Annotated in this window: 15 protein-coding genes and 1 pseudogene; 8 read left to right on the forward strand and 8 right to left on the reverse strand. The window is 70.0% G+C overall.

The window, feature by feature from the left end:
• Positions 1 to 2: 2 nt before the first annotated feature.
• Entirely contained in the window at positions 3 to 566 is a 564-nt protein-coding gene (locus ACZ56U_RS24220) for a hypothetical protein (RefSeq protein ID WP_469086078.1), read from the forward strand.
• Positions 567 to 710: 144 nt separating this feature from the next.
• On the opposite strand, the gene ACZ56U_RS24225 is transcribed toward ACZ56U_RS24220, so the two are convergent.
• From ACZ56U_RS24225 to ACZ56U_RS24235, 3 genes are all read right to left on the reverse strand, one after another.
• Positions 711 to 2,222, reverse strand: coding sequence for an MFS transporter (locus ACZ56U_RS24225; protein WP_469086131.1), 1,512 nt, complete (start codon positions 2,220 to 2,222; stop codon positions 711 to 713).
• A gap of 238 nt (positions 2,223 to 2,460) precedes the next feature.
• On the reverse strand, positions 2,461 to 3,195 hold the full coding sequence (locus tag ACZ56U_RS24230; RefSeq protein ID WP_469086079.1) for a D-Ala-D-Ala carboxypeptidase family metallohydrolase: 735 nt from the start codon (positions 3,193 to 3,195) through the stop codon (positions 2,461 to 2,463).
• A 168-nt stretch (positions 3,196 to 3,363) separates the two neighbouring features.
• Complete coding sequence (locus tag ACZ56U_RS24235) at positions 3,364 to 3,582, reverse strand: hypothetical protein (RefSeq protein ID WP_469086080.1); 219 nt, start codon at positions 3,580 to 3,582, stop codon at positions 3,364 to 3,366.
• 485 nt (positions 3,583 to 4,067) lie between these two features.
• Here ACZ56U_RS24235 and ACZ56U_RS24240 point away from each other — a divergent pair, with 485 nt between their 5' ends.
• Both ACZ56U_RS24240 and ppk2 read left to right on the forward strand, forming a co-directional pair.
• A complete protein-coding gene (locus ACZ56U_RS24240) occupies positions 4,068 to 4,310 on the forward strand; it encodes a DUF6411 family protein (protein WP_391232194.1) in 243 nt (80 codons plus the stop codon).
• Positions 4,311 to 4,435: 125 nt separating this feature from the next.
• Positions 4,436 to 5,410, forward strand: coding sequence for a polyphosphate kinase 2 (gene ppk2 / locus ACZ56U_RS24245; protein ID WP_469086132.1), 975 nt, complete (start codon positions 4,436 to 4,438; stop codon positions 5,408 to 5,410).
• A 119-nt stretch (positions 5,411 to 5,529) separates the two neighbouring features.
• Here ppk2 and ACZ56U_RS24250 read toward each other — a convergent pair whose 3' ends face one another.
• The gene (locus tag ACZ56U_RS24250; RefSeq protein ID WP_469086081.1) at positions 5,530 to 5,832 is read right to left on the reverse strand and encodes a hypothetical protein; all 303 of its coding nucleotides are present in this window, start codon (positions 5,830 to 5,832) and stop codon (positions 5,530 to 5,532) included.
• Between the two features lie 196 nt (positions 5,833 to 6,028).
• Between ACZ56U_RS24250 and ACZ56U_RS24255 the strand changes: the two genes are divergently transcribed.
• Positions 6,029 to 7,915, forward strand: a complete 1,887-nt coding sequence (locus ACZ56U_RS24255) for an ABC transporter ATP-binding protein (protein WP_469086082.1) — start codon at positions 6,029 to 6,031, stop codon at positions 7,913 to 7,915.
• A gap of 166 nt (positions 7,916 to 8,081) precedes the next feature.
• Here ACZ56U_RS24255 and ACZ56U_RS24260 read toward each other — a convergent pair whose 3' ends face one another.
• Together ACZ56U_RS24260 and ACZ56U_RS24265 are read right to left on the reverse strand one after the other, a co-directional pair.
• On the reverse strand, positions 8,082 to 8,672 hold the full coding sequence (locus ACZ56U_RS24260) for a dihydrofolate reductase family protein (RefSeq protein ID WP_469086083.1): 591 nt from the start codon (positions 8,670 to 8,672) through the stop codon (positions 8,082 to 8,084).
• A gap of 101 nt (positions 8,673 to 8,773) precedes the next feature.
• Positions 8,774 to 9,163 (reverse strand): VOC family protein, encoded by a 390-nt coding sequence (locus tag ACZ56U_RS24265; protein WP_469086084.1) that lies wholly within the window; start codon positions 9,161 to 9,163, stop codon positions 8,774 to 8,776.
• A 163-nt stretch (positions 9,164 to 9,326) separates the two neighbouring features.
• On the opposite strand from ACZ56U_RS24265, the gene ACZ56U_RS24270 reads away from it, so the two are divergent.
• The 4 genes and pseudogenes from ACZ56U_RS24270 (at position 9,327) to ACZ56U_RS24285 (ending at position 12,856) form a co-directional block, all read left to right on the forward strand.
• Positions 9,327 to 9,974, forward strand: a complete 648-nt coding sequence (locus ACZ56U_RS24270; RefSeq protein ID WP_469086085.1) for a TetR/AcrR family transcriptional regulator — start codon at positions 9,327 to 9,329, stop codon at positions 9,972 to 9,974.
• 115 nt (positions 9,975 to 10,089) lie between these two features.
• Positions 10,090 to 11,112, forward strand: a complete 1,023-nt coding sequence (locus tag ACZ56U_RS24275) for an LLM class flavin-dependent oxidoreductase (protein ID WP_469086086.1) — start codon at positions 10,090 to 10,092, stop codon at positions 11,110 to 11,112.
• Between the two features lie 388 nt (positions 11,113 to 11,500).
• A pseudogene (locus ACZ56U_RS24280) lies at positions 11,501 to 11,968 on the forward strand (LLM class oxidoreductase); the annotation flags it as partial.
• Between the two features lie 66 nt (positions 11,969 to 12,034).
• The gene (locus ACZ56U_RS24285) at positions 12,035 to 12,856 is read left to right on the forward strand and encodes a DUF1684 domain-containing protein (protein WP_469086087.1); all 822 of its coding nucleotides are present in this window, start codon (positions 12,035 to 12,037) and stop codon (positions 12,854 to 12,856) included.
• A gap of 119 nt (positions 12,857 to 12,975) precedes the next feature.
• Here ACZ56U_RS24285 and ACZ56U_RS24290 read toward each other — a convergent pair whose 3' ends face one another.
• Complete coding sequence (locus ACZ56U_RS24290; RefSeq protein ID WP_469086088.1) at positions 12,976 to 17,262, reverse strand: discoidin domain-containing protein; 4,287 nt, start codon at positions 17,260 to 17,262, stop codon at positions 12,976 to 12,978.
• 179 nt (positions 17,263 to 17,441) lie between these two features.
• Entirely contained in the window at positions 17,442 to 20,813 is a 3,372-nt protein-coding gene (locus tag ACZ56U_RS24295) for a CARDB domain-containing protein (RefSeq protein WP_469086089.1), read from the reverse strand.
• Positions 20,814 to 20,989: the final 176 nt, after the last annotated feature.

Below are 20,989 nucleotides of genomic sequence, written 5' to 3' on the forward strand. Positions count from 1 at the left end.
AGGTGCGCTTCCGTTCCGTCGCCACCGCGCTGCTGACGGCAGTCGCGGTGGCGGCCTGCTCCCCCGGCACCACCGACAGCGGTACGCGAGGGGCGGACGAGGACGTGCCCCTTCCGGGCCAGCGATGGGCACTACGAGACGGCCGGGTGACGGCGGGCGAGTACCGCACCGCGATCACACGCTTCCTCACCTGCATCGAGGACAGCGGCTACCGCACCGGAAAGCCGGTGCTCAGCCCCATCGACGGACTGAGCCTGCTGTACGACATCACCCCGTCGGGAGACCCGGCGACGTACAACGACCGGGTGCAGCGCTGCAACCTCGGCCAGCTGTCCATGATCGAGCCCACGTACGTCGAGTCACACCGCAAGGTGATGGACCAGCCGCTGCGACGAGCCGTCGGCAAGTGCCTCAAGGGCCGCGGGGTGAACGTGTCGGGCACCGAGCACAACGCCACGGACTTCGCCGCCACCGCCCGCGACGAGCCGGTCGTCGTGGAGTGTGTGACGGAGACACGGCAGGAGCTCTACCCCGACCTGCCCGACTTCGCCGTCGTACGCATCTGAGCCCTGAGGGAGACCGCCCCGCCCACATCCGGCGTTCCGAGGGCCTCGGTGCGCCGACCCCGAGGTCCTGGGATCGCCGGATGTGAGGACTCTTGCCGCGCGCTCCACAACGCAGAGCGGACGGGACCCCGTACGGCCTCCAGCTCAGCCATGCCGGGAGTGGACGGGGCTGTTGGCGACCTCGTCCGGGCAGGGGCGGTGCCCGGCGTCGCCGCCCCGGTCGCGCAGCCAGTCGGTGGTGGCCAGCGCCAGCGAGGCGGTCATGCCGACCAGGGCCACGCCGAGGGCGGTGACCAGTGCCGTGCGGTAGTGGTCGGTGCTGCCCAGGACGAGGTAGTAGATGCCGGGCAGGGCCGCGGTACCCACAGCCGCCCCGAGACGCTGGCCGGTCTGCAAGGCGCCGCCCGCCGCCCCGGCCATGCGGACGGGCACGTCTCGCAGGGTCATGGTGATGTTCGGGGAGACCACGAAGCCCCCGCCGATGCCCGCGACGAACAGCGCCGGTGCGGCCGCCCAGGGCGCCGAGTCGTCCGCGACGAGCCACAGCAGCAGCGCGGCGCCCCCCATGCCGAGGATGACGGCGCTCAGCCCGCACACCGTGAGCAGGCGGCCGAAGCGGTCCACGAGCCGGCCCGCCACCACCGCGGCGGCGGCGGAGCCGAGGGCGAAGGGGGTGACCGCCAGCCCGGACCGCAACGGGGTGAAGTCGAGTCCCCGCTGGTAGAAGAGCGCGAAGACGAGCCACACCCCGCTGAAGCCGATGAAGTACAGCGTGCCGACTCCCGCGCCGACCGCATAACCCCGCACGGTGGTGAACAGGCGCGGATCCAACAAGGGCTGGGCGTCGCGCGCGACCAGGCGGAACTGACGCCGCGTGAAGAGCGCGAGGAGCGCCGCGCCCACGGGGAAGAGCCACCACAGTTGTCCGATGCCGCCGGCGTCCGCCTGTACCAGCGGATACATGACCGCCAGCACGCCCAGGCCCAGCAGCACGATGCCAGCGACGTCCACCGAGCCGCGGCCGGAGCGCTCGGCGCGTGGCAGCAGGCGCAGACCGAGCAGCACGGCGAGGACACCGATCGGCACGTTGACGAAGAAGATCCAGCGCCAGCCGTCGGAGCCGTCGGCGAGTGCGAGGATGGCGCCGCCGGTGAGGGGCCCGGCGGCGGAGGAGATGCCCACCGTGGCGCCGAAGAGGCCGAAGGCGCGTCCGCGTTCGGCGCCGCGGAACATCTGCTGGATCAGGGCGGAGTTCTGCGGGGCCATGAAGCCGGCAGCCAGCCCCTGGGCGAGCCGGGCCGCCACCAGCAGGCCGATGTTCGGGGCTGCGCCGCACGCGGCGCTGAAGAGGGTGAATCCGCTCAGGGCCAGCAGGAAGATGCGGCGCCGGTCGAGCGCGTCCCCGAGCCGTCCGGCGGTGACCAGGGCCAGGGCGAAGGAGAGGGCGTACCCGGAGACGACCCACTGCACCTGGGCGGGGGTGGCGCCCAGCTCACGCTGGACGGTGGGCAGAGCCACCGCCACGATCGTCACGTCGAGCAGGCTCATGAACCCCGCGACGAGGGTGACCCACAACGCGTGCCACCGGTTGGGATCCGGGACGTACCCGTCCTTGCCACCGCCCGTGCGCGGTCCGTTCGCCGCCGAGTCCGACACCGCCACCGGGTTCCTTTCCGCCGTGCCACGATCAGGTTGCACAGGTTCCCTCTCGGAACCCGGTACACACCCGGCCGCTCTCCGGTGGCGGAGGAGGGTCTGGGGGGCTGGGGCGGCACCGCTCACCGAGGGCGGCCCGGCCGGCGGGCTGAGGCGTGGTCGCACGCCCGCCTGCCGGCCGTGCCGTGGTTCGGCACGCTGCGGCGTGCCTCGGCGCGCTGCGGACGCCTGCCCTCTCTCAGATCCCGCACGTGGGTGCGGACCAGTAGGGCGACGGGTCGAACGCGAGATGCGTGTGATCGTTGTGGTCCGGGTAGCCCGGGCCGAGGATCTCCGAGAAGCCGTGCGTCCTGGCCTGCTGGGCGAGCCGGCACAGGCTCACCGAGCCGGTGAGGTCGGCGGCGTCGCCGTAGAGATGGCGGCTCGTGGACGATCCGCCGGCCGCGTTGTTGCAGGCGTAGGAGCGGAAGCCGCTCGATATCGTGATCGGCACGTCACCCAGTGCGTGGCGCATGGCCTCCAGTTTCCACATGGTCTTCAGGGCGTTGGCCTTCGCCGTGGCCGCGGAGACCGCACCGCCCGACCAGTCGGAGTTGCACTTGTTGAGCTCCGCGTAGCTGAAGTGGACCGGCGTGCAGTCCGCGTCCTGGAGGGAGTAGATCTTGGCGAAGGTCGCGGGGCCTGCCACGCCGTCCGCGGTCAGACCGTACGCCGACTGGAACTTCTTGACCGCTGCCGCGGTGCGCGCCCCGTACTGACCGTCGTAGGACAGCCGCTCGCCGGAGGTCACCCACCCGGCGACACGTATTTGCAGCTGTGTCACATCACCGCCGGACGCCCCCTGGGAGAGGGTGCGTCCCCAGGTGTAGCACTCGTCAGCCACAGCGGTGCCCGCGCTGACGCCCACTCCCACCACCACTCCTGTCGCGACCATGACAAACGAAGCGACCAATCGTGCCACCCGTACGAACATTCCGGCCTCCCGACCGTACGTCCCGAAAACAGCCCCATGAGACGGATCGACTGTCACTGCGTGACCATCCACCGCTCAGGGTGAGGCCGGGCGGCTACGCGCGTCAACCATGCGGGGGCGCTGCCGCTGAAGTCCTCCCGGAGTCGCGCGACACCACACGGATCGCGATCACTCAGGCGTCCAGACGTCGGGCCCGCCGCTGCGCCACTCGATCAGCGAGGACCGGACGACGTCCATCTCGTCCCAGTCCTGGAGCCCGGCCTCCTGAACGAATGCGGCGATGTCGAGAACGCTGTAGGCGATGCCGACGAAGTGCCCGTCGATCCGTACGCGTCGGCCACCGTCCGCCGTGGGCGGGTACACGACTACGGGATGATCGGTGGCCATGCCCCCACCCTGCACGCCGCACGGCTGAGCCGCATGGTGTGCTGCGCCGGCCGTGAGCTCGGGCTCGCCCCGTACCTGCACCCGGCAAGCGCGGCCGGCGCGTGCCTTGCCTGACATCTGCCATCGCCAGGAAGGACCGCCCCCATCTTCCGGCGCCCCCGCGCGGGGCTGAGAAGCCTCACCGCGCTCGCGCTCGTCCCGGCCGGCGTCGCCACGGCGGCTCCCACGGCCCTCTCCGCCTCCGCGGCACCGGCGGATCTTCCGACCGGCGACTACCAGCAGGTCCAACTCCCCACCGGAACAGCCGGATGGGCGAGCCCATATCGCTGGCCGTACTGCCTGCCTCCCCTTTCTGGGGCCTGGGGGTGCACCACGGAGCGGATGCGGTCGGAGGTCGGTGCGGGCAGTGTTGGTTCAGGCGGACGGGGCAGTCGGTGGAACAGAAGAGCACAGGACCTGCCTGCCACCGAAACTTGGAGACAACGATGGTCATCGGCTTTGTCATCGCCGGCTGCGTCGTCCTGGCCGTACTGGCCTTCCTGCTGCCGCGGCTGTCCCGGCACCCGCAGAACGGTGCCCAGCGCGGCCTGGGAGCCGGATCGCGCGCCGGATCGAAGGCACCGGGCGTCTTCGGCCGACTGCTGAGCAAGCCGTTCAGTTCCAGCTCGCGGGCGATGGGACGCAGTGGTGCGGCCGGCCGGCGGGCCCGCGGGCGTATGCCGTTCTGAGCCTCGGCGCCGCGAAGCGAGAGCGATGGCCCCGGAGCGGGACGGCCCGGCGGCCGTCGTCGCCGGGGCCCGCAAGGGCAAGCAACGAGCAGTTCGGGAGAGCAGCGGTGTCGGATGACGAGCACATGGCCCTGACGGGCGACGACGCGGAGGACGCGCCCGTGGAGGCGACGCTCCTGGACGGCCTCAGTGTGGACCGGCGCCGACCGGAGCGCCCGGTCCTGCTGGACGCGGACGGCAGCCCGGTGGACACCTGGCGGGAGAACTATCCCTACGACCGCAAGATAGGCCGCCAGGAGTACGAGCGGACCAAGCGCATCCTGCAGATCGAACTGCTGAAGATGCAGCGCTGGGTGAAGGAGACCGGCCAACGGGTCGTGATCCTCTTCGAGGGGCGCGACGCCGCCGGCAAGGGAGGCACCATCCAGCGCTTCACCGAGCGGCTCAACCCGCGCGGTGCTCGGGTGGTCGCTCTGGAGAAGCCCACCGAACGCGAGGCGGGCCAGTGGTACTTCCAGCGTTACGTCGCCCACCTGCCGGCCCGCGGCGAGATGGTCTTCTTCGACCGCTCCTGGTACAACCGGGCCGGTGTGGAACGGGTCATGGGTTTCTGCACCGACGACGAGCACGAGAGGTTCCTCGAACAGGCCCCGCAGTTCGAGCAGATGCTCACCCGGGACGGCATCCTGCTGGTGAAGTTCTGGTTCTCCGTCTCCCAGGCCGAGCAGCGGACCCGCTTCGCCATCCGCCAGGTCGATCCCGTACGGCGCTGGAAACTCTCCCCCACCGACGTCGCCTCCCTCGATCGTTGGGACGACTACACCACCGCCAAGGTCGAGATGTTCCGCGCCACCGACACCGAGTTCGCGCCATGGACCGTGGTGAAGAACAACGACAAACGGCGGGGCCGTCTGGAAGCGATGCGCAGTCTGCTGCAGCGCTGCGACTACCCGGACAAGGACTCCGAAGCCGTCGGCAAGCCGGACCCCTTGGTCGTCGGCGCCGCCGACACCCTTCTGGAAGCCGGCGAGGAACCCGCCGACCTCTCCCCCACCCCACTGGCCGGCCGAGAACACGGCCCGGGCACCCATCCCCGGTAGAACCAGGGCCGCCGAACAGCCATGGCCGCCACGCCGTTGCGGGGTCGGGGGCGACGGACGCTGCCGGGGGGTGACCTGTCGGCGGGCGCCAGCCTCGAGTGCCGGTGCCCGCTAGCGCCCTATCGAGCCTCGTCCGGGTAACCCCACTCCAACTCGATCCGGGCCTCTGGCGCGATGGCGCGGATCGCCTCGGTCGCGTCGGTCTCGAAGCGCTCGGACCACTTGCCGAACCCGCTGATGATGATCGGTCCGTGCTCGCTGCTCGTGAGCACCTGCGGCGGCTGGTGGTAAATACCCACCTGCATCCACGAGTCGATTCCGTGGCCCTTGAAGACTTCTTCCACCGACACCGCCACCGCGTCGGCTTCCTCGGCGGAGGCGAGGTTGAGAATGTCCAGGTAGAGATGGATGTTCACAGACATGGACTCCACCCTAGCCTGGGACGCGAGCAGCGCAGGCGCGTGTGCCCCCGGGCTCGTTGAGGTGAAGTCCCAACGCCAGTAACCGTCCTTGACGACCTTGGACGGAGTGTCCGATTCTCACCGCTCCGCCGTAAATGCATGGACTGAGAGCCTTGTTCGACGGGACACTGCCCGCTTCCTCACCTCCGGGAGTGTGATGGGCACCTCTGAGACCTACGGCTCCGCTCCGGGCAGGAGTGCGGTCCTCCTGGCGCTGCGCCACTACAACCTCGAACTCCTGCGGTTACGGTGGCTGACGCTGCCGGCGCTGCTGCTTCCGGCCCTCGGCAACATCGGCATCCGCTACATCGCCCCCTTGCTGATCGCCAAGCTCGCGGGGCAGGCCGCCACCGACGACGGCCTCACCCTCGACTCCGCGTCGCCCTACCTGCTCGGCTTCGGGGTGACACTGCTGCTCTCCGAGGCCGTGTGGCGGGTCGGGCAGCACTGCCTGAACCGGGTGGCCGCGCTCGGCATGGAGCACCTCTACGTCGACGGCATGGACGAACTGCTGGCCAAGGACGCGGCGTTCTTCCACGACAACTTCGCGGGCTCCCTCACCAAGCGGGTACTGAGTTACGGCAAGCGTTTCGAGGACTACATCGACACGATGACGTACCGGATCGTGGGCAGTCTGGTGCCGTTGCTCTTCGGTGCCGCGGTGCTGTGGACCTACTCGCCGATGCTGGTCGCCGGCCTGCTGGTGATGATGGCACTGACCCTGGTGGCCGCGACCCCGCTGATCCGGCGTAGGCAACGGCTGGTCAACGAGCGGGAGGCGGCGATCGCCCGCGTCTCCGGCCATGTCGCCGACAGCCTCATGAACATGGAGACCATCCGCGCGTTCGCGGCCGAACAGCGCGAAGGAGCCGAGCACCGCAGCCGTGTGGCGGAGTCCCGGCGGCTGACGCTGAGGTCGTGGGACTACGGCAACCTACGCGTCGACACCGTGATCGCGCCGATGTCTGTCGCCACCAACGTGCTGGGGCTGATCGTGGCGATCGCCTTCGGCGGACCGGGGTTGGGGGTGGAGGGCGTTGTCGTCGCCTTCACCTACTACTCCCAGGCGACCGAGATCATGTTCGAGTTCAATCAGATCTACCGGCGCCTGGAGAGCTCGATGACCGAGGCGGCGCAGTTCACGGAGTTGCTGCTGGACCCGCCCACCGTGGTCGACCCGCCGAAGCCGGAGCCGCTCGCGCCCCGTGACTCCAGCGTCCGCTTCGACCAGGTCACGTTCGCCCACGCGGGCGCGGCGCCGATCTTCGAGGGACTCGACCTGGACGTACCGGCGGGTGCGCGGATCGGGCTGGTCGGCCGGTCCGGCGGCGGCAAGACCACCCTCACCCGCCTGCTGCTGCGGATGTCGGACATCGACGGCGGACGCATCCTGATCGGCGGCCAGGACATCAGTCGGCTGCGGCAGAGCGACCTGCGGTCACTGATCGCCTACGTCCCTCAGGAACCCGCCATGTTTCACCGGCCGCTGCGGGACAACATCGCCTTCGCCCGGCCCGGCGCGACGGACGCGGAGATCCTCGCGGCGGCCGAGGCCGCCCATGTCAGGGAGTTCGCCGAGCAACTCCCCGACGGTTTCAGCACGCTGGTGGGCGAGCGAGGGGTGAAGCTCTCGGGCGGCCAGCGTCAGCGCGTCGCCCTGGCCCGGGCCATCCTGCGGGACGCACCGGTGCTCTTGCTCGACGAAGCGACCAGCGCGCTGGACTCCGAGAGCGAGATCCTCATCCAGGACGCCTTGTGGCGACTGATGAAGGGGCGCACAGCGCTCGTGGTCGCGCACCGGCTGAGCACCGTCGCGGGCATGGACCGTCTCGTCGTGCTGGACCGTGGAAGCGTCGTCGAGCAGGGAACCCACGAGGAGTTGCTCGCGGGGCAGGGCACGTACGCCAGGTTGTGGAGGCACCAGTCGGGTGGCTTCCTCGGCGACAGCGCCCGGCAGGACTCCGGCCAACGGGGCCCGGCGACCGGCCCGGCGCCGGACGGCGACCACACGCTGCCGTCGCCCGCCGGCACCGGTTCCGTGTGACCGGGAGGGTGCCTTAAGGAGGTCACGAGGCCTCGCGGTTGAGGCCCCGATCCCCTCACCGGCCGCAGGTCCGCTCCGGTGACGATCCCGGACGGCGGCCGGAGAGCCGTGCCTGGTGCCGAGGGCCCGCGTGTCCGGCCCGCGGCATCAGGCACACCGGTCGCCCTCAGCCGCGGCTGTAGGTGAGGAACGCTGCCCCGCTCTCCAGGACAGTGTGGTCCGTCAGATTCCAGACCTGCGGGTCGAACGCGGCCCGGCGCCCGAAGAGAGGGATGCCGGTCCCGATCGTCAACGGGCCCAGTTTGATGATCAGTTGGTCGATCTCGGCATACAGGGCGCCCGCGAGTTCGCCGCCCCCTATCAGCCAGAGGTCCTTGCCGGTCTCCTGCTTCAGCTCCCGCACCTTCGCCACCGGGTCGCTCGCGACCAGTTCCACGGCCGGGTCGGGGCTCTCGGTCAATGTGGTGGAGAACACCAGGTGCCGCAGGTGCGGGTAGGCGTTGGTCATACCGGCTTCGAGGCCGATCTCATAGGTCTTGCGGCCTTCGAGGACCGTGTCGAAGTGGGTGCCCTCCGCGGTGATGGACAACGCCTGCCTGGCCGGGGCGGGCAGCGTCTCGGGGTACTCCGAGGCCAGGTACTGCACGTAGTCCATGGGGACCGGCCAGAAGCCGTCAGGACCGGTGGGGTCGGCGCCGTCGGGCCCGGCGATGAAGCCGTCGAGGGTCGTGGCGATGTAGTAGACGAGCTTGCGCAAGAAGAGCTCCTGGTGGATCGGCTGTCGGGTGGCAGGTGGCGATCGGTGCGGATGGTGCGGATCGGGCGACAGGCCCGAGATCCGTTGGGGGCGGGGCGGGGTCAGCCGTGCTCGGGAGCAGCCCACTCGACGAACTGGACGATCACGCCGTTGGGATCGGTGACCTGGAACAGGCGCTCACCCCACGGTTCCTGGCGCAACGGCATGGTGATCGGGACTCCGGCCGCACGCAGGCGCTCCTCGTGCTCGCGCAGGCCGGAGGCGACGGTGAAGGCCAGGATCAGCCCACTGACTCGCTGCTCACGCTGCTCGGGCGGCAGCACCTCGATACCGCGGGCGAGCAGGATGACGTCGACCGCGTCGTCGTGCGACAAGGCCACGAACCCGTCGGCTGACTGCCGGACGACGTAGCCCAGATGGGTGGTGAAGAACTCTTGCGAACGGATGACGTCGTCAACGGTCAGCGAGACGGTGGAGGCGGTGAACTGCACAAGGCTCCCTGGATGCGGTGGGACGGGCTCAGCGGCTGTGACGGCGGGGCGCGCGGGTGACACCCTGCCGCTGTCTGATCGACGTAAATTTACGACGGACGTAAACTTAGCCCCGCCCATCCATAGTGTCAACATAAAAATGCTACGGGGGTAAGATTGCGTCATGGCTACCCAGACGCCGTCCCCCAAGGCCGGGCTTCGCGAGACGAAGAAGCAGGAGACCCGGCAGCTCATCTCCGACCACGCGACACGACTGTTCATCGAACAGGGCTTCGAGCAGACGACCATCGCCGAGATCGCCGCCGCCGCCCGCGTCGCCAAAAAGACGGTCACCAACTACTTCCCCCGTAAGGAGGACCTGGCGCTGGACCATCAGGAGCAGTTCGCCGCCTCGCTGGCGCGAACCGTGGACGCACGACACCCGGGAGAATCAGCGCTGGCCGCGCTGCGCCGCGCCTTCGCCGACTCCGTCGCCTCGCAGGACCCGGTCGCGGGCTTCTCCGGCCAGGAGTTCGCCCGCATGATCGCCGACAGCCCCACCCTGAGCACCTGCGTACGCGGCCTCCACGACCAACGCGCCCACCACCTCGCTCACGCACTCGCCGAGGCGACCGGCGCCCGGCCCGACGACATCACCGTCCGGACCGTCGCCGAACTGCTGGGCACCGTGCACCGCACGCTGTTCCACCGCATCCAGGAGCTCACTCTCGCCGGACACCCTAACGACCGGATCGCCGAGACCATCACCGCCGAAGCCGCTCAAGCCTTCGACCTCCTGGAACCGACCCTGTCCGACTACGCCACCGCCTAGCCCCTGCCTGCGTTCCTGTGCGAGGCGAGCCAGCTGACCGACGTGGTCGCAGCCCCGCAGGATCGGCTGCCCGGGCGGCAGGGAATGAACGTCCTGCTTGATTGTTGAAAGTGGTATGAAAAAGATCGGGTTCCTGTCCTTCGGTCACTGGACACCGTCGCCGCACTCCCGGACGCGCTCCGCGGCGGACTCCCTGCTCCAGGCGATCGACCTCGCGGTCGCCGCGGAGGAGCTGGGCGCCGACGGCGCGTACTTCCGGGTCCATCACTTCGCGCGGCAGTACGCCTCACCGTTCCCGCTGCTCGCGGCCATCGGCGCGCGAACCAGCCGGATCGAGATCGGCACCGGTGTGATCGACATGCGCTACGAGAACCCGCTGTACATGGCCGAGGACGCGGGCGCCGCGGACCTGATCTCCGGCGGTCGACTGCAGCTCGGCCTCAGCCGAGGATCCCCGGAGCAGGTCATCGACGGCTGGCGCCACTTCGGGCATCTGCCCGCCGAGGGCACCACCGACAGCGACATGGCCCGCGCCCACACCGAGCGGCTCCTGGAGGTACTGAAGGGTGAGGGATTCGCGCAGCCCCACCCCCATCCGATGTTCTCCAACCCACCCGGGCTCCTGCGCATCGAGCCGCACTCGGAGGGCCTGAGGGACCGAATCTGGTGGGGGTCCGGTTCGAACGCCACCGCCGCGTGGGCGGCCACGCTCGGGATGAACCTGCAGAGTTCGACCCTCAAGGACGACGAGAGCGGCGAACCGCTTCACGTCCAGCAGCGCAAGCAGATCGAGGCCTACCGCGAGGCCTGGCGGGAGGCGGGGCACGCCCGCGAGCCGCGCGTCTCGGTCAGCCGCAGCATCTTCGCGCTGGTCGACGACCGGGACCGCGCCTACTTCGGCCGCGAGGGCGACTCCCAAGATCAGATCGGCTATATCGACGCCAACACCCGGGCCATCTTCGGCCGGTCCTACGCCGCCGAACCGGACGTCCTGGTCAAGCAACTCGCCGAGGACGAAGCGGTCGCCGCCGCCGACACGCTGCTCCTCACCGTGCCGAACCAGCTCGGCGTCGCCTACAACGCCCACGTGATCGAGAGCATCCTCACCCACGTCGCTCCGGCACTGGGCTGGCGCTGAGCACCGAAGCCGGGGGCGCCGGGTGGATGTGACCGGCCGGTGTCACCGTACGGGTCCGTGCGGCACGGCACCCGTCCGCACGGCTCGTTCGCCGGCCCGGCCCACAGCGAGGTCAGGTTGCTTGACGACAACCAGACACCGGGCACCAGGGCGCACGTCAACGACGTGAACGGTGCCTGGAGGTGCGGCTCCCTGTACACATGACTGACAAGAAGCTGTCATACGCGGACCGGAATGCGCGTTCGGGCGGCGCTCGTTCTGAACTGACATGACTGTCGGAGTAGCACTCAACGCGTCCCAGGCATCGAACCAGGTCGACGCGACCGTCCAACTCGCCTCAGAAGCCGCTGAGTTGTCTCACGTCGGCGTGGTTCGGGCAGACCTTCGGGGCACGGCCGACTTCCACGGCGAGCTGCTCACCGCCACCACGCCGATCCCCGCCCGGGTGACGGGCGCGGAGGGCGGTGTCCCCCTGCTGGTCGCCGCGATGGGACCCCAGGCCCTGCGTGTCAGCGGCGAGTTGGCGGACGGCATCCTGCCGTACCTCGCGGGGCCGCGCGCCCTGGCCGACCACATCGTGCCCGGCGTGGTCACGGACGACACCGACGCGGTACGGGCCAAGGCCACCGAGAACCTGGCGTTCTACTAGATCCCGTCCTACGCGCGGGTCATCGAACTCTCCGGCGGCCGACGTGCCGCCGACCTTGCCGTGATCGGTGACGAGAAGACCGCCGAGGCCGAGATCCGGCGTTACCGCGACGCCGGCGCCACCGAGGTCGTGTTCTCGGGCACCGAGATCGCGGGAGAGACCGACCGGAGGCGCACCTGGCGGCTCCTGGGCGAACTGGCCCGCTGAACACACCGTCGAGCCCGGCTGCCCGACCGCCGCGCTCCCCCGACCCCCTGTGACGAAGGAGATCCCGTGACCGCCGAGACCGGCACCGACCTCGCCGCCTTCACCGATACCTGGGTGGAGTGGCACCGCGCCCAGGAGGCACGGCTCGCCGCCCCGCACGGCTTCCTGGCCATCACCGGACTGCACTGGCTCGACGACCGGCCCCAGCGCTTCCCGGACGCGCCCGGTGCGTGGCACACCGGCCCGGAGGGGGTCGTCGTGACCCTCGACGAGGGCGAGGAACTGGTCGTCGAGGGTACGACCGTGAGCGGTGAGCACCGTTTCGGGGTGCTTCCCGAGCGCGGGGGTGTCGAGGCCGTCTGGGGGGACGCCGTCATCGAGGTCGCCAAGCGGGGCGGGTACGACATCGTGCGCCCCCGGCACCCGGACGCGCCGCTGCGCACCTCCTTCACCGGAACGCCCGCCTACGCCCCCGACCCGCGCTGGGCCGTGACGGGCCGCTACGTCCCGTTCGACACGCCGCGGCCGACCACTGTGGGAGCCGCCGTCGAGGGCCTTGAGCATGTCTACGAGGCTCCCGGCAGGGTCGAGTTCGAACTCGACGGACGCCCGCTGTCGCTGACCGCGTTCCCCGGTCATGGTGCGGGCCGGCTCATGGTGCTGTTCACCGACGCGACCTCCGGGGTCACGACCTACGCCGCCAACCGGTCCCTGACCCTCGATCCGCCCGCCGCCGACGGCACGGTCGTCCTGGACTTCAACCGCGCCACGAACCTGCCGTGCGCCTACACGGACCTGGCGACCTGCCCGCTGCCCCCGGCCGAGAACCGGCTGCCGGTCGCGATCGAGGCGGGTCAGAAGATCCCCCGCGAGCGCGCCGGCTCGTGAGCGGGGCTCCCGCGGGTGGGGCTCGCCGATGCGTGTCCCGCGCCACGGATCATGCTGCCGCGCCCGCCGCGGAGTGCGGCGGGCGCGGTTCTCGCTGTGGTGTGCGGTGGGTCGGGGCCTCAGCAGGGGTTGATGGTCAGTTTGAAGTTGGTCGTGTTGCGGATGTCCTGGGCGTTGTTGTTTGTGCGCAGGCAGTTGACGGTGGCCTCGCCCACGGCGGGACCCTGGCCGGGTTCGGGCATCTCGTTGACCCAGATGCCGAAGCCGGACTTGGCGTCCCAGGCGTCGCCGCTCTTGCGGGCGCCGGTGATGGAGATGTCGTTGAAGACGGTGTCCTTCACCGGGTTCTCGGGCTGGCTGCCGTTGTACTTGGTCTGGAACATGATGCCGCTGTAGGTGGGGTCGACGATGTCCACGTGGTTGACGCGGATGCCCTGGAAGACCTTGGAGGCGGAGAAGAGCCAGATGCCGGGGAAGGTCTGGTCGCCCCAGAAGTGGCCGCCGGCGCGGACGATCGAGATGTTCTCGAAGGTCGTCGGATCGGTGCCGAAGCCGTTCATGGGGTAGCCGAAGTCGAGCGAGGAGATGGTGATGCCGGAGTAGACGAGCGTGTCCGCGATGTGGATGTTGCGGAAGGTGTTGTGGTAGCCGCCGTACACGGCGACACCCGCGGCTCGCCAGGTCAGGGTGGTGGTGAGGTTCTCGTAGAGGTTGTTCTTCATGTCGGCGCCGCCGGCGTCGATGGCGGAGAACAGCGCGAAGCTGTCGTCACCGGTGGCGCGGGCGTCGTTGTTGGTGACGAGGTTGTCGGTCGATCCGTTGGTCATGTTGACGCCGTCGGCGAACATGTTGCGGATCCGGGAGTTCTTGATGGTGATGCGGTCGGTGTTGGCGCCCCAGTAGAGGCACACCATGTGCTCGTTCCAGATGTCGTCGATGGTGATGTCGGAGACGTTGGCGAAGTCGAAGACCTTGCCGGGGCCGTCGATGCGCGAGGTGTAGTTGCCGAAGTAGGCGAAGCCCTTGAAGAGCGAGCCCTTGGCGGTGGCGTCGGCGCGGAAGCCGATGTCGGTGTTGTCCTGGGTGGTGGGAGCGTTGAACCGGGTGTACCAGGGGCCGGCTCCGACGACCTTGACGGCCTTGCCGTAGACCTGGAACTTGCTCGCGGTCTGGTAGTCGCCCGGCGGCAGGTAGACGCCGACGAGAGTGTTGGTGGTGTCCATGCGGACCTTGTCGAGGGCGTTCTGGACGTCCTGGTGGGTGAAGCCGACGGGCACGGCGTACGTCGCGGGGTCGGGGTTGGCGACCGGTGCCGCCTGCTCCAGGTTGACGAAGTCGACCGTGTAGGTGGAGGTGTTGGCGGCGTCCTTCTGCAGGCGGATCTTGCTGCCGGCCGGCACGGTCTCGCCGAGCAGGACGTGCGCCTCGTCGTAGATGTGCCGTGGGGCGCCGGAGCCCGGGGAGTTGCCCGGCGAGGCTTCGGCGCCGTACAGCCAGGCGTACTTGGAGGTGAGCGGGACGGCCTTCTTGAACGTGCCGTCGACGTAGAGGTTGAGGGTGGCGTCGGTGCCACCGCCGCCTGCCGCGTCGGGGATGGAGAAGCGGGTCACCAGGGTGTTGGTGGCGGCGCGGGTGGTGAACTCGACGTACTCGCCGGTGGCGTCGAGGCGGACGGCCTTGCGCCCGGAGGCCTCGCCGGCGGGGTCGCCGACGGTGCGGTTGGGTCCGAGGACACTGGCGCCGCCGCCGGTGGTGCCGTCCTCCGCCTCGTACATGTCGTAGGGCATGTTGGCGCCGCGGCCGACGAACAGGGACTGGGTGGCGGTGTTGTTGTCCCGCTTGACCGGCAGTTCGTTGGTGTCGGCGGCGAGTACGGTCCTGACGGTGTAGGTGCCGTTGGCCGCGGTCCAGGGGCCGAGCGTCACGACAGTGGAGTCGCCGGGGGCGAGGGTGCCGGTGTGGGCGCCGGTCAGGGTCTTGACCGTGGCGCCCTGTTTGTCGAGGAGGGTGAGGGTCAGGCCGTGGCTGCCTGCGGCGGTGGGTTCGGTGCCCTGGTTCTTGACGGACGCCTTGAAGGAGACCGTGTCGCCCGCCGAGGGGCTGGACGGGGTGGTGGTGACCGAGGTGGTGACCAGGTCGGAGCTGGCGACGGGCTTCACCACGAGGGCGGTGGGCCGGGTGTAGGTGTTGTTGGTCTCGTTCTGTTCGATGACCGTGTCGGTGTCGTCGGCGACGGCGCTGAGCTCGTAGGAGCCGGCTTCCCGCTGGCCGAGGGAGGCGTTGACGGTGGTCTGCGCGCCGGCCGCGAGGGCGCCGACCTCGGCGGTGGCGACCTTGGTGCCGCCCAGGCGCACCGCGAGCTTGCTGGCGGGCGCGGCGGCGGGGCCGTCGTTGCGGACGGTGGCGGCGACGGTGAGGGAGTCCGACTCGACCGGCGCGGCCGGTGTGGTGGTCAGGTTCGTCACCAGCAGGTCGGGGTTGGGGGCGGGGGCGCCGATGACCTGGAACTCGGCGAGTTGGCCGGCCGGGGCGCCGGAGTTGGTGGTGAACCTCAGTCTGACGTCGGCGGTGCGGGCGGTGACGGGGATCGTGACGGTGTTGGCGTTCGCCGGGTCGAAGGCGTAGCTCTTGGCGGCGACGAGGCTGGTGAAGGTCGAGGCGTTCTGTTCCCGGCCGAGGACCTCGATGGTCTGGGTGCGGGCGGACCAGGCGCTGTCGGGGTTCAGCTTGAGGGCTAGGCGTTCGAGGTCGGCGTTGGCGCCGAGCCTGACGGTGAGGGTGTTGGGGTAACTGCCGCCCGCGCCTTCCCAGTAGGTGGCGGTGTTGTTGTCGTTGGCGTTCGCGGCGACATAGGTGTGGACGGTGGAGGAGGCGTCGATCGGCTTGCCGACGGCGAGGTTGGAGCCGTTGCCGCCGCTGCCGTTGCGGGTGACGGTGTTGCTGTTGCCGGACTGGTTGCCGGCGGCGTCCTTGGCGCGGACGTAGTAGGTGACGGTGCTGGTCGCGGGCTGCGTGTCGGTGAAGGTGGTGACGTTGCCCGCGACGCTGTCCCTGAGGACATTGTTGGCGTAGATGTCGTAGCCGCTGACGCCGGTGTTGTCGGTGGAGGCCGTCCAGGTGAGCTTGATCTGGCCGCTGCCCGGTTCGGTGTACGTCAGGTTCGCGGGGGCGGTGGGCGCCTGGGTGTCGCCGGCGTCGCCGATGCGGGTGACGGTGTTGCTGTCGGCGGACTGGTTGCCGGCGGCGTCGCGGGCCCGGACGCGGTAGGAGACGGTCTGGTTGGCCGGGCGGGTGTCGGTGAAGGTGGTGACGCTGCCCGCGACGGAGGTGAGCAGGGAGCCGTTGGCGTAGATGTCGTAGCCGGTGACGCCGGTGTTGTCGGTCGCCGCGCTCCAGGTGAGCTTGATCTGACCGTCGGCGGGCTCGGTGTAGGCCAGGTTGGTCGGGGCGCTGGGGGCCTGGGTGTCGCCGCCGCTCGGGCCGTAGATCTCCAGCTCGGATATCTGGGCGGCGGGCTGCACGGAGTTGGCGGTCACCAGGACGCGGACGAACCGGGTGGTGGCGGAGTCGAGGGTGAGGGTCGCCGTGTTGTCGTTCGCCGCGTTGAAGGTGTAGGCCTGGGAGGCCGAGAGGTCGGTGTAGGTGCTGCCGTTGGTGCTGCCCTGGATCTTCAGGGTCTGGCTGCGCGTCTCCCAGTTCGCGGGGAGTTTGAGGACGACGCGGTTGACGGCGAGGGAGGCGCCGAGGTCGGCCTCCAGCCATTGCGGGAGTGCGTTGTTGGTGCTCTCCCAGTAGCTGGCGCGGTTGCCGTCGTTGGCGTTCGGGGCGGCGTAGACCTCGGTGTGGCTGCTGGCCTTGAGGGTCTTGCCGGAGGCGAGGTTGGTGGAGGACTCGCCCGCGGCGTGGACTTCGAGTTCGGAGAGCTGGGCGGCCTGCCAGCCGGTGTTGGCGCTGATGGCGATGCGGACGTAGCGGGCCTGTGCGGCGGGGAAGCCGATGGTGACGGTGTTGGCGGTGGCGGGGCTGAAGGTGTGGGCGGCGGAGCTCTTGAGGGTGGCGAAGCTGGTGCCGTCGGCGCTGCCCTGGACGCTGAGGGTCTGGGTGCGGCTCTCCCAGCCGGAGGGCAGCTTCAGGACGACTTCGTCGATGCGCCGGCTGCTGCCGAGGTCGGCCTGGACCCACTGGGGCAGGCTGCTGCCCGCGCTTTCCCAGTACGTGCCCTGGTTGCCGTCGGTGATGTTCGAGGCGGCGTAGCCGTTGTTGGTGTTGCTGGCCGATGCGGTGTCGCCGAGCGCGATGTTGGGTCCGCCGGCGGCTTGGGCGGTCATCAGGGGGCCGCCGAGGGCCAGCAGGCTCGTCACGATCACGGCGCTCAGCCACCGTGATCTCCAGGTGGGGGTTCTCATCGTTCCTCGCATTTCGGGATCGCACGTCGGGGGGCGGATCGGGGGTGCGGGTCGGGGGTGCGGGTCGGGGATGCGGGTCGGGGATGCGGGTCGCGGCTCGGGAGGGGCGTCCGTTCATGACGCCATTCCGGTTCGGCGACCCGCGTGGAGCGGGCCGCCGAACCGGTCACCCCGGTCGGTCAGTTGCGGTTGATCACGAACTGGGAGCCCGGCTCGACACAGACATCGCCCTCCGCCGAACCCGTGATGGTCACACCGGTCAGGGTCGCGCTGCCGCGGGCCCCGCCCATGGCGAGGACACCGCAGCCGTTGAGTGACGTGTCGATACGGACGTCGCTCACCTTCACACCCGGCATCGCGCCGCCCCCGGTCTTGAACTGGATCCCGTCGTAGGTCGAATCGTGGATGTCGGTGTCGCGGATGGTCACGCCGGGGATGTCCGGCCCCTGCGCGAACAGCGTGATGGCGCCGAACTCCTGGTCCTCGTTCCAGAACGCCCCGCCGGTGCGGTGCAGCGCGTTGTTGGCGATGAGGGTCTGTCCGGAGAACGGGATCGGGTCGTGGTCGGTGGCCAGCATGATGCCGGGGTAGTTCATCGTGTCGGCCACGACGTTGTTCTCGATCGTGTTGCCGTAACCGCCGTACACGGCGATGCCGTTGGCGCGCCAGGGCAGTTGGACGGTGTTGTTGCGGAAGTGGTTGTCGTGGCCGACGTCGACCGAGGTGTCCTTGACGTACTTGCTGGCCCAGACGGCGAGCGCGTCGTCCCCGGTGTTGCGGAAGGAGGAGTTGTACACGGTCGAGTTGCGGGTGCCGTTGGCGAAGTTGATGCCGTCGGCGTAGGTGTCGCGCACCCGCATGCCGGTGAACTCCAGCCCGTCGCCGGGGTTCCACAGCTCGGGGATGTTGGAGTAGTCGCGGCCGACCCAGACGCCGACGTTGGCGTGCTCGATCCACACGTTGCTGATCTTCGTGTTCTTGCCGAAGCGGCCGTTGAGGCCGACGCCGCCCTCGGCGTTGCCGTCGCCGCCCCGGATGGTGCCGGAGCCGAAGATCGCGAGGTCGGAGATCTTGGTGTTGTCGTCGATGTCGAAGCCGAAGTTGCCCTCGTGCGGGTGGTTGATGCCGCCCGCGTCCTGCGGCGCGGTCAGCGTGTACAGCTGCGAGTGCCACATGCCGGCGCCGCGGATGGTCACGTCACGGATGCCGACCTGGTTGTACTGCCCGCGGTTGAGGGGGTCGTCGGTGAGGATCTTCTGCTCCTGGCGCCACTGCCCGGCGGGGATCCACACGCAGGCGATGTCTCCCTTCTGGTCGGCGGTGACGGCCCGCTGGAGGGCGTCGGTGTCGTCGATGCCGTCGTTGGGCACGGCGCCGTAGGCGGTGATGGAGGTGCACTCGGCCGGCTTGGAGGCGGGCGGCGCCACCTGTTCCAGGTCGATCAGGTCCAGGACGTAGTAGGCGGCGCTGTCCCCCGCGTCGCGCTGGAGACGGAAGGTGGTGCCGGCGGGGTAGCTCGTGGTCAGCAGCGCCTGCGCCTCGTCGAACAGTCGGCGGGCGTCGCCGCCGGGGCGGTTCGTCAGGCCCTCGGGTTCGTCCGTGCTGCCGTAGAGCCAGCTGTGCTTGGAGGACAGGGTCAGCTTGCGGACGAACGTCCCGTCGGCGTAGAGGCTGATGGTCGCCTCCCGGCCGCCGCCGCCCGCGGCGTCGGGGATGGAGTTGCGTACGACGAGGGAGTTGGCGGCGTTGGTGGAGGTGAACTCCACGTAGTCGCCGGTGGTGTCGAGGCGTACGGACTCGCGGCCCGAGGACTCGGTGGCGAAGTTGGTGTGGCCGAAGGTCCGCTTGCTGTCGGCGGTCAGCAGGGTGCCCCGGTAGCGACCGGTCTCCGCCTCGTACTCGGTGTACGGCACGGCGGCTCCGCGCCCGACGACGATGGAGCGGGCGAAGACGTTGTTGTTCTCGTTGGTCTCCGTGACCGTGCCGGTGGCGTCCGCGGTGGCCGTGAGGGTCGCGCCGCCGCTGGTGGCCTTCCAGGTCCCGCTGATCGCCACCTCGGCCGTGGCGCCGGCGGCGATCGCGCCGGCCGTGCCCTTGAGGGTCTGGCCGCCGACGGTCAGCTGGGTGACGCTGCCCGCCGGAACGCCGCTGGTGCCGCGGTTGCGGACCGCGACGGTGAAGGAGACGTCGGCGCCGACCGCGGGCGAGGACGGGTTGGTGGTGATGCCGGTGACCTGGAGGTCCGGGCCCGGGGCCGGGGAGACGGTCAGCTTGGCCGTCGCGGTACGGCTGTTGTTGCCGTTGTCGGACTCGGTGACGGTGTCGCTCGGGTCGACGACCGCGGAGACGGTGTAGGAACCCGTCGGACGCTTCCCCACGGGCACGTCGACCGTGGCGGACTGCCCCGCGGCGAGGGCCGCGACGGAGGCGGAACCGGCGACGGTGCCCTCGACGCTGACGTCGAGCGCGCTCGCGGGCGCGGCGGCGGTGCCGGCGTTGCGGACGGTGGCCTTGACCGTCACCGTGTCCGCCTCGGACGGCGTGGCCGGGGACCAGGTCAGGTCGGTGACGACGAGGTCGGGCTGCGGGGTGGCGGTGCCGAGCACCTCGATCTCGGCGATCTGGGCGCCGGGCGCGCCGGTGTTGGCGGAGAAGGCGAGCCGTACGTCGGCCACCCGGCCACTGACCGGGATGAGGACGCTGTTGCCGCCCGAAGAGGGGCTGAAGGAGTAGTCGCCGCGGGCTTTGAGGGTGGTGAAGCCGGACACTCCTGTGGCGCGGCCGAGGACCTCGATGGACTGGGTCCGCGGTCCCCAGGCCGCGTCGGGATTGAGCTTGACGCGCACGGCCTGGACGTCCGCGTCGGAGCCGAGCTTCACCGTGAGGTTCGCCGGGAAGCCCGCCGACTCCCAATAGGTGCCGATGTTGCCGTCGTTGGCGTTGGCGGCGATGTAGTTCTGGGTCGTCGAGGAGGCCTCGACGGGCTTGCCCCGGGCGAGGTCACCCGCCTCGACCGGCGGCTCCTCGGGTTCCTGGCCGGCCTCGCCGAAGACTTCCAGTTCCGACAACTGGGCGGCGTTCCAGCCGGTGTTGGAGGCAACCTGCACCCGCACATAGCGGGCGGTCGCGGCCGGCAGGTCGATGTTCACGGTGTTCGCCGCGGACGGGTTGAAGGCGCGGCCCTGCCCGGCGGCGAGGGTGCTGAAGGAGCCGCCGTCGGTGCTGCCGAGGACGGACAGCGACTGGGTGCGCGCCTCCCAGCCGGTGGGCAGCTTCAACGCGACGCGGTCCAGGGGGACTTGCGCGCCGAGGTCGACCTGTACCCACTGGGGGAAGGAGCCGGTGGGCCCTTCCCAGTACGTCTGCTGGCTTCCGTCGGTGACGTGGGCGGCCGGGTAGCCGCCGAGGGTTCCGCCGGCGGTGGCCGTTCTGCCCAGGGCGAGGTTGGGCTGGGCCGCGGCGTGTGCCGGGGCGGGGAGCAGCCCGGTGGCTGTCAGACCCGCGAGCAGCAGGCCGACCCCCAGCCGTCTGCTCAAGTTGATGCGTCTCATGGTGGCCTCTCCGCGATCCGGGCAGGGTGCGGGAACCCCGGCGCCGCCTCTCGGATCGGGCCTGCGGGCGCGGGACGCACGCCGGGGCCGGAGTGGGGGTGCCGAGGTCGCGCGCCTGGAGCCCAGCAGGACTTCAATGAGGGATGGCGCCGTTGAGTCGATTTATTGAGTAGTTA

The sequence above is a fragment of the Streptomyces sp. NPDC034103 genome (genome assembly GCF_055575395.1).

Coding starts and splice junctions, on each gene's coding strand:
- ACZ56U_RS24230 (WP_469086079.1), bottom strand. CDS start 3,195: ATGTTCGTACGGGTGGCACGATTGGTCGCTTCGTTTGTCATGGTCGCG.
- ACZ56U_RS24235 (WP_469086080.1), bottom strand. CDS start 3,582: ATGGCCACCGATCATCCCGTAGTCGTGTACCCGCCCACGGCGGACGGT.
- ACZ56U_RS24240 (WP_391232194.1), top strand. CDS start 4,068: ATGGTCATCGGCTTTGTCATCGCCGGCTGCGTCGTCCTGGCCGTACTG.
- ppk2 (WP_469086132.1), top strand. CDS start 4,436: ATGGCCCTGACGGGCGACGACGCGGAGGACGCGCCCGTGGAGGCGACG.
- ACZ56U_RS24250 (WP_469086081.1), bottom strand. CDS start 5,832: ATGTCTGTGAACATCCATCTCTACCTGGACATTCTCAACCTCGCCTCC.
- ACZ56U_RS24255 (WP_469086082.1), top strand. CDS start 6,029: ATGGGCACCTCTGAGACCTACGGCTCCGCTCCGGGCAGGAGTGCGGTC.
- ACZ56U_RS24270 (WP_469086085.1), top strand. CDS start 9,327: ATGGCTACCCAGACGCCGTCCCCCAAGGCCGGGCTTCGCGAGACGAAG.
- ACZ56U_RS24275 (WP_469086086.1), top strand. CDS start 10,090: ATGAAAAAGATCGGGTTCCTGTCCTTCGGTCACTGGACACCGTCGCCG.
- ACZ56U_RS24290 (WP_469086088.1), bottom strand. CDS start 17,262: ATGAGAACCCCCACCTGGAGATCACGGTGGCTGAGCGCCGTGATCGTG.
- ACZ56U_RS24295 (WP_469086089.1), bottom strand. CDS start 20,813: ATGAGACGCATCAACTTGAGCAGACGGCTGGGGGTCGGCCTGCTGCTC.